The sequence below is a fragment of the Actinomadura fibrosa genome (genome assembly GCF_900659615.1).
In the GTDB taxonomy this organism is placed as follows: domain Bacteria; phylum Actinomycetota; class Actinomycetes; order Streptosporangiales; family Streptosporangiaceae; genus Spirillospora; species Spirillospora fibrosa.
In genome coordinates, this window is sequence record NZ_CAACUY010000250.1 from 1 (window position 1) to 12,055 (window position 12,055).

Below are 12,055 nucleotides of genomic sequence, written 5' to 3' on the forward strand. Positions count from 1 at the left end.
AGCCGGTGGTCGAGTTCCCGGCCGGTCAGCAGGAGCCGCCGGCTTCCGGCCTCGACATCGCGGCCGGCCCGGCGGCCGCGTCCGGTGGGGACGCCGCGCACGACACGGTCGAGGCCGCGGTCCGCGCGCAGCTCACCAAGGCGCTCGGCGGCGTCCGCGGCATGATCGAGGCGGCCGTTCCCACGATCGCGTTCACCGGCACCTACGTCGGCACCGAGGACGTCAAGCTCGCGGTCGGCGCGGGCGTCGGCGCGGCCGTGCTGCTCCTGCTGGTCCGGCTCGCGCAGCGCTCCAGCCCGCAGTTCGTCCTCAACAGCCTGGTCGGCATCGCGATCGCCGCGTTCTTCGCGCTGCGCTCCGGCAAGGCCGAGAACGCGTTCCTGCCGGGCATCATGCTCAACGCCGGCTACGCCGCCGCGATGATCTTCTCGATCGCGGTCCGCTGGCCCGTCGTCGGCTTCGTGATCGGCTCGGTCACCGGCGACCCGACGGCCTGGCGGTCCGACCCCGGCATCGTCAAGCTGTGCTCCCGGCTGACCTGGCTGCTGGTGCTGCCCTGCGCCGCCCGGGTCGCCGTCCAGTACCCGATCTACCTCGCCGACGGCGACCAGAGCGGCCTCCTCGGCCCCGCAAAGATCGCCATGGGCTGGCCCCTCCAGGTGGCAGCCCTGGCGACCATGGTCTGGCTCCTGGCAAGGGGACGTACTCCCTTGCACAGTCCTTGGCGTCAGGCGCTGGAGCGCCCTCCTTCAACGGACTGAGCGGCGATCGCTGCATCGCTCCGGCTCGCCCAGCGGCTCGCTGCGCGATCAGGTTCTCGCAGGCTCGAACCTGGCTTCGCACGCGATCGCGGCCGCCGGGCGGTCGGCGGCGAGAGTGGCTGTTACCTTCCGCCGAGGAGTTCGGCCAGTTCGTCTTCGACGTCCTGGGTGGCGACGAACATCAGCTCGTCGCCGGGCTCCAGGGTGTCGTCGGACGTCGGGACCAGCACGCGGCCCTCGCGCAGGATCGCGACCAGCGCGGTGTCGCGCGGCCAGCCGACCGAGCCGACCCGCTCGCCGCCGAGCGGCGCGTCCTCGGGCAGGGTCAGCTCGACGAGGTTCGCCTCGCCCTGCCGGAACGTCATCAGCCGGACGAGGTCGCCGACGCTGACCGCCTCCTCGACGAGCGCGGACAGCAGCCGCGGCGTGGACACGGCCACGTCCACGCCCCACGACTCGTTGAACAGCCACTCGTTCTTCGGGTGGTTGATCCGGGCGACGACCCGCGGCACCCCGTACTCGGTCTTGGCGAGCAGCGACACCACGAGGTTGACCTTGTCGTCGCCGGACGAGGCGACCACGACCTGGCAGCGCTCCAGCGCGGCGTCGTCCAGCGCGGAGATCTCGCAGGCGTCGGCGAGCAGCCACTCGGCCCGCGGCACCATCTCGACCTTGATGGCCTTCGGGCTCTTGTCGATCAGGAGCACCTCGTGGCCGTTCTCCAGCAGCTCCTGGGCGATCGAGCGCCCCACGGCGCCGGCCCCGGCGATCGCGACCCGCATCAGGCGTCCTCTCCGCTCCGCGCCGCGACGGCGGCGTTGACGCGCTCCAGGTCATCGGCGCGCGCCATGATGTGGACGATGTCGCCGTCCTGGATGACCGTGTCCCGCTCGGGGACGAGGGCCTCGCCCATCCGGGACAGGAACGCCACGCGGGTGCCCGCGTGCTCCTCCAGCGCGGCGACCTTCTCGCCGACCCAGGCGTGCCCGGTGTCGAGCTCGGCGAGGACGACCGCGCCGGTGGGGTCGCGCCACAGCGGCTCGGCGCCCTCGGGGAGCAGGCGCCGCAGGATCTGGTCGGCGGTCCACCGGACGGTCGCGACCGTGGGGATGCCGAGGCGCTGGTAGACCTCGGCGCGGCGGGGGTCGTAGATGCGGGCGACGACGTTGTCGACGCCGAACGTCTCGCGCGCCACCCGGGCCGAGATGATGTTGGAGTTGTCGCCGCTGCTGACGGCCACGAACGCCGACGCCTGCTCGATGCCCGCCTCGGCGATCACATCGCGGTCGAACCCGAACCCGGTGATGCGGCGGCCGCGGAACCCGCTGCGCAGCCGCCGGAACGCCTCCGGGCTCTGGTCGATGATGGCCACCGAGTGGCCCTTGTCCTCCAGGATGTGGGCGAGCGTCGAGCCGACGCGCCCGCACCCCATGATCACGATATGCACGGCCGTTCCTTCATTCCGTCCGGAGGACGTTCCCCAAGTGAATGATCCCTGCCGGGCTGCAAACCTACACACCGCCCCAGGCGAGTACTACCCGGCCGGCTCCGGGGCCTGGGGCTTGGACCGTTCTGGCCGGGGAACGCGCGAAGGCGGCGGGCACGCGAAAGGGCGTCATGACGACGGGCTAGAGTTCCGTTCCGTGTCGAAGGCTCCGGACCTTGCCAAGCGGTTGCTGCTGGGCCGCGCGCTGAGCAGCTCGCAACAGCACGAGCAGCTCCTCCCCAAGCGTATCGCGCTGCCCGTGTTCGCCAGCGACGCCTTGTCGTCGGTGGCCTACGCTCCGCAGGAGATCCTCCTCGCCCTCGGCGCGGGCGGACTCGTCATGTACCACTACACCCCGTGGGTCGCGGCGGCCGTCGTGGTGATCCTGCTCACCGTCGTCGCCTCCTACCGCCAGAACGTCCGGGCCTACCAGAGCGGCGGCGGCGACTTCGAGGTCGCCACCACGAACCTCGGCGACAACTGGGGCGTGGTCGTCGCGAGCGCCCTGCTGGTCGACTACGTCCTGACGGTGGCGGTGTCGGTGTCGTCCGGGGTGGAGAACCTCGGCGCGCTGCTGAAGTTCATGCAGCCGCACGAGGTCGGCGTCGCCATCGCGATCGTCGTCCTGCTGACCATCGCGAACCTGCGGGGCCTGAAGGAGGCCGGGGTCGCCTTCGCGATCCCGACCTTCCTGTTCATGTTCGCGGTCGTCAGCATGCTGCTGTGGGGGCTGCTGCGCCTCGCCGCCGGCACCGACCTGGAGGCGGAGACGGCGCACTACCAGGTCCACGGCGACGAGATGGGCGTCGCGGGGTTCGCGCTCGTGTTCCTGCTGCTGCGGGCGTTCTCGTCCGGGTGCGCCGCGCTGACGGGCGTCGAGGCGATCAGCAACGGCGTGCCCGCGTTCAAGAAGCCGAAGGGCGAGAACGCCGCGACCACGCTGCTGATGCTCGGCCTCGTCGCGATGACGATGTTCGGCGGCGTCACCGCGTTCGCCTACATCACCGACGCCAAGTTCGCCGAGCCGGACCAGGGCAGCCACCTGATCGACCCCGCCACCGGCAAGGAGGTCAGCGACGCCGACCCGGTGATCGCGCAGGTGGCGCACACCGTGTTCAGCAACTTCACGCCGGGGTTCGCGCTGGTCACCGTGATGACCGCGCTGATCCTGTTCCTCGCCGCCAACACCGCCTTCAACGGGTTCCCGGTGCTCGGCTCGGTGCTCGCGCAGAACCGCTACCTGCCGCGGCAGCTCCACACCCGCGGCGACCGGCTGGCGTTCAGCAACGGCATCATCATCCTCGCCACGATGGCGGGCCTGCTGATCTACGCCTACGACGCGTCCGTCAGCCGGCTGATCCCGCTGTACACCGTCGGCGTCTTCGTGTCCTTCACCGTCAGCCAGGTCGGCATGGTCCGGCACTGGAACCGGCTGCTCGCCACCGAGCCGGACGCGGCGCAGCGCCGCCGGATGCGGACCTCCCGGGGCATCAACGCGTTCGGCGCGTCCCTCACCGGCGTCGTGCTGGTCGTCGTGCTGATCACCAAGTTCGCGCTGGGCGCCTACATCGTCTGCATCGCGATGCCGGTGCTGTTCCTGCTGATGAAGGCGATCCGGAAGCACTACGACCGCGTCGCGGCGGAGCTCGTGCCCTCCGGGGAGGACGTGGCGCTGCCCGCCCGCAACCACGGCATCGTCCTCGTCTCCAAGATCCACAAGCCGACGCTGCGGGCGCTGGCGTACGCCCGCGCCACCCGCCCGTCCACGCTGGAGGCCGTCACCGTCGCGGTGGACGCGGAGGAGTCCCACCGCCTCCAGGAGGAGTGGGACGCGCTCGACATCCCCGTCCCGCTGAAGATCCTCGACTCCCCGTACCGGGAGATCACCCGGCCGGTGCTGTCCTACGTCAAGAGCGTCCGCCGCAAGAGCCCCCGCGACGTCGTCACCGTGTTCATCCCGGAGTACGTCGTCGGGCACTGGTGGGAGCAGCTCCTGCACAACCAGAGCGCGCTGCGCCTGAAGGGCCGGCTGCTGTTCCAGCCGGGCGTGATGGTGACGAGCGTGGCGTGGCAGCTCCAGTCGTCCGACCGCCTGAAGGGCCGGATCGAGCCGCCCGCCGCCGGCGCCTCCCGCCGCCCGCCGCGCGAGAGGCCGCCGCACGAGGCGGCGCCGACCGGGGGGACGCCGCACGAGGCGGCGCCGCAGGGAGGGAACGGCGCGCGTCCCGGTGGCGGTATCGTTTCGGACCGTGACTGATTCCGAACCCGGCTCCGAGCTCCTCGAACTGGAGGTCGGCAACGTCGCCAACGGCGGTTTCTGCGTCGCCCGCCACGAGGGCCGCGTGGTCTTCGTCCGGCACGCCCTGCCCGGCGAACGGGTCAGGGCCCGCGTCACCGAGACCACGAAGAACTTCCTGCGCGCGGACGCCGTGGAGATCATCGAGGCGTCCGCCGACCGCGTCGAGCCGCCGTGCCCGTTCGCCGGTCCCGGCCGCTGCGGCGGCTGCGACTGGCAGCACGCCTCGCTGCCCGCCCAGCGCGCCCTCAAGGCCTCGGTGGTCGAGGAGCAGCTCCGCCGCCTCGCCGGGATCGACCGCACCGTGGTGGTCGAGGAGGTGCCCTACCCGGTCGAGAGCGAGATCGTGCCCGCGCCCGGCACCGGCTGGCGCACCCGCGTGCAGTTCGCCGTCGTGGACGGCACCGTCGGCCTCCGCAAGCACCGCTCCCACGACATCGAGCCCATCGACGAGTGCCTGATCGCCCATCCCGGCGTCGAGCTGATGGGCATCGAGCGCAAGCGCTGGCCCGGCGCGTCCGGGGTCGAGGGCATCGTGTCCGCGGCCACCGGCGACCGGATCGTCGTGCTGCGCGGCCGCGACCGCCGCAAGATCCGGGTGCCGCGGCTGGACGTGCCGGTCCGGCTCGTCCGCGGCAAGCCCGAGCCCGGCGCCAACCTGCCCTACGTCCGCGAGTCGGTGTCCGGCCGCATGTTCCAGGTCAGCGGCAGCGGATTCTGGCAGGTCCACCCGGGCGCCGCCCAGCTCCTCGCCGACGCCGTCATCGACACGCTGGAGCCGAAGCCGGGCGACATCGCCCTCGACCTGTACTGCGGCGTCGGGCTGTTCGCCGGCGTCCTCGCCGACCGGATCGGCCCCGACGGCCTCGTGGTCGGCGTCGAGTCCGACGGGCAGGCCGTCCGCGACGCCCGGTTCAACCTGCGCGACCTGCCGAACGTGTCGATCGAGCGCGGGCCGGTCGAGGAGGTCGTCGCCGACCTGGAGTTCGGCCGCGCCGCGGGCTCCTCGCGCGCGCAGAACAAGCGCGGCGGCGGCCACCAGGGCGGCGCCCGCGTCCGCCGCGCCGACCTGGTCGTCCTCGACCCGCCCCGCGCCGGCGCCGGCCGGGAGGTCGTCCAGCACATCACCCGGCTCGCCGGCCGCAAGATCGCCTACGTGTCGTGCGACCCCGCCACGCTGGCCCGCGACCTCGCCTACTTCGGCGAGCGCGGCTGGACGCTGGAGACGCTGCGCGCCTTCGACGCCTTCCCCATGACCCAGCACGTGGAGTGCCTGGCGACCCTCGTGCGGGGCTGAGAGATACGGCGTGATAGTCCGGTCCTATGGATGATCTAGTCACGGAGCGGCTCGTCCTGCATCCGCTGAGCGTCGCCGAGGCCGAGGCGCTGCTGGCGGGCGAGCCGTCCGGCGCCGGCTGGGCGCCCGGCTACCCGTCCGACGCCGATCTCGCCGGGGCGAAGCGGTACATCGCGACGTGCCTCCACGCGGGCGACCCGCACCCGTTCGGGGCCTACGAGATCCGGCGCCGCGCGGACGGGCTCGCCATCGGCGGCCTCGGCTTCCACGGCGCCGCCGACGAGAACGGCACCGTCACGATCGGGTACGGGCTCGTTCCCGCGGCGCAGGGCCGGGGCTACGCGACCGAGGCCCTCCGCGGCCTGCTGGAGTACGCGCGCGAGGCCGGGGCCTCCTCCGTGGAGGGCGACACCGACCACCACAACGTCGCGTCCCAGCGGGTCATGGCCGCGGCCGGGATGCGGCTCGTCGGCGAGGACGAGCGCCTGAAGTACTACCGGATCTCCTGGGAAAAGGGGTTGCGCCGCAGGCTTACGGTGGAACCATGAGCGATCTTGAGATCAGGACGGTCCCCGAGGCCGATCTGGACCAGATGATCGTCCTCGCCGACCTGGTCTTCCACGGCCGCACCCCCGACGACGAGTACGACCGCCAGCGCTGGATCCTGCGCCGCGCCGAGCGCACCGGCGCCTACGCCGGCGGCGTCCTCGCCGGGCAGCTCGCCGTCGTCCCGATGCGGCTGTCGGTCCCCGGCGCCCTGCTGGACTGCTCGGCGGTCACCTACGTGGGCGTGCTGCCCACGCACCGGCGCCGCGGCGTCCTCACGTCCATGATCGAGCGGATGCACGCGGACGCGGCCGCCGCGGGCCGCCCGGTCGCCGCGCTCTGGGCGTCGCAGAGCGCGATCTACGGCCGGTACGGGTTCGGGCTCGCCGACCGGATCGCCGCCCTGGAGATCGACACCCGGCGCCCGCTCGCGCTGCGCGCCGACCCCGATCCGCGCCCGCTCCGGTTCGTCGACCGCGACGCCGTCCCCGAGGTCCTCGGCCCGATCCACCGGCGGGCGATCGAGCGGCGTCCGGGCGGCCTGGTCCGCGACGCCGAGTGGTGGCGGTGCGGCATCGTGCCGCGCGTGCACCCCGAGCACGAAGGCCGCAGCGAACCCCGCGTGGTCGTGATGGACGGCGAGCCCGGCGGCTACGCCGTCTACCGGACGGAGCACAACGGCCAGGGCACCGTCCACCTGGAGGACCTCGAAGCCGACACCCCGGCCGTCGAGGCGGCGCTCTGGCGCTTCCTGGCGGAGATCGACCTGACCGACCGCGTCTCGGCGCCGACCCGCCCGGTGGACGACCTGCTCCGGTACCTGGCCGCCGACGCCGACCAGGTCGCGTTCGTCCGGGACGAGGGCGCGCTCTGGCTCCGGCTGATCGACGCCCCCGCCGCGCTGCGGGCGCGGAGCTGGGCGTCCGAGGACGACCTCGTGATCGACCTGCGGGACGCGCGGCTCCCCGCCAACCAGGGCCGCTGGCGGCTGTCCGCCGGGACCTGCGAACCCACCGCCGACGAACCCGACCTCTCCCTGGACACCGCCGAGCTGGCCGCCGCCTACCTCGGCGGCACGCGCCTGCGCGCGCTGGCCCGCGCCGGCCTGGTCACCGAGCACACGCCCGGCGCCGCCGACCGCCTGGACCGCGCGTTCGCCGTCCCCCTGGCCCCCTATACCAACGACGACTTCTAGAGCGGCGCCGCCCCGACCCGGCGGGCCGGACGGCCCGCCGGCCCGGTCCACCGGAGCCCCGGCCGGTGGATCAGCGGCCGGTGGATCAGCGGCCGGTGGATCAGCGGCTCAGCAGGATGGTGAGCAGCGCGATCACCGCGGACGCGGACGCGGCGATCAGCGACAGCAGCGCCATCGTGTGCCGGAAGCGGTTGTCGAGATGGCTCCGCGTGATCTGCTCGCGCTCGGTGGTGCCGAGGCGGTCCTCGATGTCGCCGACCTGGTGCGCCCGGTCGCTCGCCTCCCGCTCGCTCTGCTCGTTGCGCTGGTGGAGCAGGGCGAGCTGGCCTTCGAGATTGGTGAGCCGGACCTCCAGGTCCCGGCGCATCTCCAGCAGCGCGATCTCTATCGTGCTCAGTCCTTCCTCGGACACGGGTGCTCCCGCCCTTCGTCGTCGGGCCGCCCGCGGTGGGCCCGCGGCGCGCCCTCGTCGTTCCATGGTAGGAAGGAACCGGTAACTGTTCAATGATGGACTAGTAATTTCAAGAAATTGTGCGGCGAGTAACATTCTCCCGGGCAGTGCTGGATGTTCCTTACTGTTTCCGTCATGCTGGCTGCATGGCTGGAGAGCTGGACCGGGAGCGGGTCGCCAAGTACGTGGTGGCCCGGCGCGGCTCGCTCGGCCTCACCCAGGAGCAGCTGTCCGAGCGCGCCGGCGTCACCGTGAAGACGATCTACAACCTGGAGGCGGGGGAGCGCTGGCCGCAGGCCCGCACCCGGAGCGCGATCGAGTCCGCCCTCCAGTGGCGGCCGGGCGACCTGCGGCGCATCGGCGAGGGGCTGGAGCCGCTCGGCATGCCCGCCCCCGCCGGGCCGGAGGAGGCGCTGCACGAGCTGTCGGAACTCAACGCCTACTTTGCCGACCTGCGGGACGACCCGGGGGAGAAGCGGCGGATGGCCCTGGCCTTCCTCCGCGCGCTTTACGGCGAGCCCGGCGGGCGTTGACTTTCCCATAGCTTGAAGCGATTTCCGGAACTGACCGGTTGTTGCGGACGCTGACCAACGTGCACACTGGTACCAGCCGGGACGGTCAAGGTGGTCCCGCTCCCCTGCGCGAAGGAGATCGGCGATGCTCGTACGCCCCACCTGTCCCCGGGGGGCGCTCGGCGCCGTCGCGACCTGCGTGGGGGTCGCCGCGGTCGCCGCCACGGTCATCGCGTCCGCCGTCGTGGCCGTCGTCGCCGGCGGCGCCGACCCGCTGCTGATCGTCAACGCCGGGCTCGCCTCCGCGGTCGCCGTGCTCGCCCTGGTCGCCGTCCGCCTCGTCCGGGACGTCCGCGAGCAGCAGCGGCGCATCCTCGACCACCTGGAGGTCCAGACCCGCGTGCTGCGCAACGCGGCGCGCGTGGCCGCGGACCGGCGCGACGAGGCCCGCTGACCGGGGGCGAGCGGGGCGGCCTGACCGGGCGAGCCGGGCGGCCTGACCGGGCGAGCGGGACGGCGCCGGGCGGGTCAGCGCCAGAAGAACACCTTCGCGCTGCCGCCCGTGAGCGTGGCCGCGGCGTCGCCGTGCTGCACCACCTGGAAGCGCACCCGGTGGTCGTCGCGGACGGTGTCGGCCGCCAGCCCGTAGAGGATGTTCGTCTCCTCGCCGACGGAGACGAAGTCCTGGACGGGTCCCGCCTCGAACTTGCTGGTGTCCGCGTCCTCCACCTCGACCACCCGGGCCTGGATGAGCGTGCCCGCCGGGACCCCGCTGATCTGGACGGCCGCGCTCAGCGCGTAGCGCGCCGACCCGTTCAGCACGCTCGGGCCGCCCTCGTCGTTGTGCTGGTGCAGGGTGTCGGAGTAGTCGATGTGCCAGCTGACGTTCGTCCACGCCTTCGGGGCGAGCTCCTGCGCGGTCTCGGTGCCGACGGACACGTACTCGGGCATGTCGTCTCCCTCGGGCGAGACGCCGACGCGCCACTGCCCGTAGTCGCTGTCCATGGCGCGGTCGTAGTCGACGCCCACGCCGTTGATCTCGTGGTCGTTGGAGTACTGCTGGAGCTGGGCGCGGGAGTCCCACCGGCCGTCCGACCAGGCGTAGGTCTGCCAGCCGTAGGCGATCTTCCCGGCGTCGAACGCCCGGTCGATCGGCCCGTATCCGGCGTACAGGCCCACGCGGTCCCGCCCGAGGACGGACGCGGCGCCGTCCAGGTAGGCGTTGATCGCGCTCTGCTGGGCCGCCGACGCGTCGAAGTCGACCGCGAAGTAGATCGGGCGGTCGGAGGGCATCCCGAGCGAAGCGGCCTGCGCGGCCGCGTCCTCCGCGTCCGCCTTCCCGGCGTCCCGCCCGTCCAGCGCCCGCGAGGCGCCGGACTCCCACACGACCACCAGCCAGATGCCCGCGCCGGACAGCTCCTCCGCCTCCGCGCGGGTCAGGTTCTTGCCGGTCGTGTCGTGCGACAGGTAGCGGCAGGCGAACTTCGCCCCGGCGCGCCGCAGCGCGTCGGTGCCCGGGCGTCCCCACGCGTAGTCCACGCCGAAGACTGCCATCTCAACTCCATGCTCCGATATCAGGTCTTGGTCGATTTAACAGGCTCATGACATTGATTGCAGGAGATCCGAAATGTTGCCATCGGCCCGTCCCGTTCATCTCACTGTCCGTCACGACACGCGCACGTGGCGCTAGCGGTTCGCCTGCCCGGTCGCTACAACGGATCTGACGGGAACTCGCAGGTCAACCGGGGGGTCGCTGTGTTCCGTAAGGCGAGAGGGCGCGTCGGCGCGCGAGGGCTCGTGCTGCTGACCGCGGCCCCGCTGCTCGGCGTCGTCCCGTTCCTGGACGTGGACGGCGGCGGCCTCGGAGGCGTCCCCGTCCCGATGGCGCACGCCGTCCGGGTTAAACCCGCCCCATCCGCCGCGTCGAAGCCCGGGGGCAGGTCCAAGGCGCGCCCGAGGCCCAAACCGGGCGAGAAGCCCGAGCCGCACGCGAAGCCGCGGGCCCACGGGAGCCCGAAGCCGCACGGAAGCCCGAAGCCGAAGCCGCACGGCAACCCCAAGCCGCACGGGATTCCCGAAGCACACGGGCATTCCAAGCCGCACGCCAAGCCGAAGCCGCACGCGCAGTCGGGGAGTCACGCGAAGCCGAAGGGGCACGCGCAGCCGAAGCCTCACGCCAAGCCGCCGGGGCACGCGCAGCCCGGCGGCCACGCGAAGCCGAAGGCGCACGCGCAGCCCAAGCCGCACGCGCAGCCCAAGCCCCACGCCAAGCCGAAGCCGCACGCGCAGTCGGAGGGTCACGCCAAGCCGTCGGCGCATACCGCGTCCAAGCCCAAGGCCGGAGCCCACGGGACGTCGCATCCGAAGGCGCACGCGCAGGCCACGGTCCACGCGAAGCCCAAGGGGCAGGCGCAGCCGAAGGCGCACACCTCGTCCAAGCCCGCGGCCGGAGTGCACACGGCGGCGAAGCCGAAGGCGCACGCCGGATCCGGTGCGCCGGCCAAGCCGAAGGCGTCCGCGAAGCCCGCGGACGGCGCGTCCGGGGCGTCCGCGAAGCCGGAGGCGCCCGCGCAGACCGCGGCGGTGAGCCTCAGCACCAGCGGGCCGGGGAAGGTGGTGGTCCCGGGCGGCACCTACGACTGGCCGTTCGCGGTGACGGCGCCGGCCCGCGCGAGGGCGGGCGAGGCGGTGCTGCGGGCGCGGCTGCCGCGGGCGCTGGAGTTCGTGTCCGGGCAGACGGGCTGCGCGGCCGAGAAGGACCAGCGGACGGTCGTGTGCCGCCTCGGCACCGTGCAGCCCGGGCAGACGGTCGCGGGCGTGATCAGGGCCAAGGTGTCCCGGCGGGCCAGGGCGGGCCGGACGATCGCCGGCCGCGTCACGGTGACGTGGGGCGGGACGCGCGTCACCCGCATGTTCCCCGAGGTGCGGGTCGCGCGGACCGCCGACCTGCTGCTGTCCGCGTCGGCGCCGGAGGCGTCGCGGGCGGGCGCGGCGATGCCGTACGACATGAAGGTCCGCAACCTGGGGCCGTCCGCCGCCGAGAACGTGACGCTCCGCTCGGACGGTCCGCTGAGGCTCGTCGAGCACGACCCGGCGTGCCGGACGGAAGGCCGCGGCTACCTCTGCGAGCTGGGGTCGCTGGCGCCCGACGAGGAGCGGACCGTGCACATCGCGATCATTCCCGGGGGCGACGCCCGCGCGGGCTCGGTGGTGGAGTCGGTGTCGCGGGCGTCCACGTCCACGATCGATGTGGACACCGGCAACAACCAGGCCGTGACGCGCACCCGGCTCACGGGCGCGCCGGCGGCCTCCGCGCAGCGACCGGACGGGCCGCAGCCGCAGCAGGCCGCTCACCAGGCGGCCCAGCAGGCCCCGCAGCAGACCCAGCAGCAGGCCCCGCAGCAGGCCCAGCAGGGGGCGGAGCAGGACGCGCCGCGCCAGGTGGCGCCCCTGTCGGTGCCGCCGCTGCCCGCTCCGGCGGGGGCCGGGGCCGCGCGGGCGACGGCGCAGG

11 protein-coding genes and 1 pseudogene are annotated in these 12,055 nt (G+C 73.1%); 8 read left to right on the forward strand and 4 right to left on the reverse strand.

Features of this window, described 5'->3' with window-relative positions; translation table 11 throughout:
• Positions 1-56 precede the first annotated feature (56 nt).
• A complete protein-coding gene (locus E1300_RS41100; RefSeq protein ID WP_242619722.1) occupies positions 57-761 on the forward strand; it encodes a DUF3159 domain-containing protein in 705 nt (234 codons plus the stop codon).
• A gap of 122 nt (positions 762-883) precedes the next feature.
• On the opposite strand, the gene E1300_RS41105 is transcribed toward E1300_RS41100, so the two are convergent.
• Both E1300_RS41105 and E1300_RS41110 read right to left on the reverse strand, forming a co-directional pair.
• Positions 884-1,543 carry a potassium channel family protein gene (locus tag E1300_RS41105; protein WP_131762701.1) on the reverse strand — a complete coding sequence of 220 codons (660 nt, stop codon included), beginning with the start codon at positions 1,541-1,543 and terminating at the stop codon, positions 884-886.
• Complete coding sequence (locus E1300_RS41110) at positions 1,543-2,208, reverse strand: potassium channel family protein (RefSeq protein ID WP_131762702.1); 666 nt, start codon at positions 2,206-2,208, stop codon at positions 1,543-1,545. The genes E1300_RS41105 and E1300_RS41110 overlap by 1 nt, the downstream gene beginning before the upstream one ends.
• 196 nt (positions 2,209-2,404) lie before the next feature.
• Here E1300_RS41110 and E1300_RS41115 point away from each other — a divergent pair, with 196 nt between their 5' ends.
• Genes E1300_RS41115 through E1300_RS41130 form a run of 4 tightly spaced genes read left to right on the forward strand, consistent with a single transcriptional unit; the run spans position 2,405 to position 7,581 of the window.
• Positions 2,405-4,504 carry an APC family permease gene (locus tag E1300_RS41115; protein ID WP_131762703.1) on the forward strand — a complete coding sequence of 700 codons (2,100 nt, stop codon included), beginning with the start codon at positions 2,405-2,407 and terminating at the stop codon, positions 4,502-4,504.
• Positions 4,497-5,840 carry a class I SAM-dependent RNA methyltransferase gene (locus E1300_RS41120; RefSeq protein ID WP_131762704.1) on the forward strand — a complete coding sequence of 448 codons (1,344 nt, stop codon included), beginning with the start codon at positions 4,497-4,499 and terminating at the stop codon, positions 5,838-5,840. Before E1300_RS41115 ends, E1300_RS41120 begins: the two co-directional genes overlap by 8 nt.
• A 26-nt stretch (positions 5,841-5,866) precedes the next feature.
• Positions 5,867-6,388, forward strand: coding sequence for a GNAT family N-acetyltransferase (locus tag E1300_RS41125; protein ID WP_131762705.1), 522 nt, complete (start codon positions 5,867-5,869; stop codon positions 6,386-6,388).
• A complete protein-coding gene (locus E1300_RS41130) occupies positions 6,385-7,581 on the forward strand; it encodes a GNAT family N-acetyltransferase (protein ID WP_131762706.1) in 1,197 nt (398 codons plus the stop codon). The genes E1300_RS41125 and E1300_RS41130 overlap by 4 nt, the downstream gene beginning before the upstream one ends.
• Before the next feature lie 100 nt (positions 7,582-7,681).
• On the opposite strand, the gene E1300_RS41135 is transcribed toward E1300_RS41130, so the two are convergent.
• Complete coding sequence (locus E1300_RS41135; protein WP_131762707.1) at positions 7,682-7,993, reverse strand: hypothetical protein; 312 nt, start codon at positions 7,991-7,993, stop codon at positions 7,682-7,684.
• A 185-nt stretch (positions 7,994-8,178) separates the two neighbouring features.
• Here E1300_RS41135 and E1300_RS41140 point away from each other — a divergent pair, with 185 nt between their 5' ends.
• On the forward strand, positions 8,179-8,565 hold the full coding sequence (locus E1300_RS41140; RefSeq protein WP_131762708.1) for a helix-turn-helix domain-containing protein: 387 nt from the start codon (positions 8,179-8,181) through the stop codon (positions 8,563-8,565).
• Between the two features lie 124 nt (positions 8,566-8,689).
• Positions 8,690-8,998 carry a hypothetical protein gene (locus tag E1300_RS50750; RefSeq protein WP_165503225.1) on the forward strand — a complete coding sequence of 103 codons (309 nt, stop codon included), beginning with the start codon at positions 8,690-8,692 and terminating at the stop codon, positions 8,996-8,998.
• A gap of 74 nt (positions 8,999-9,072) precedes the next feature.
• Here the strand turns inward: E1300_RS50750 and E1300_RS41150 are convergent, their stop codons facing one another.
• Positions 9,073-10,098 carry a glycoside hydrolase domain-containing protein gene (locus E1300_RS41150; protein ID WP_131762709.1) on the reverse strand — a complete coding sequence of 342 codons (1,026 nt, stop codon included), beginning with the start codon at positions 10,096-10,098 and terminating at the stop codon, positions 9,073-9,075.
• 243 nt (positions 10,099-10,341) lie between these two features.
• Between E1300_RS41150 and E1300_RS41155 the strand changes: the two are divergent.
• Positions 10,342-12,055 (forward strand): annotated as a pseudogene (locus E1300_RS41155) (hypothetical protein); the annotation flags it as partial.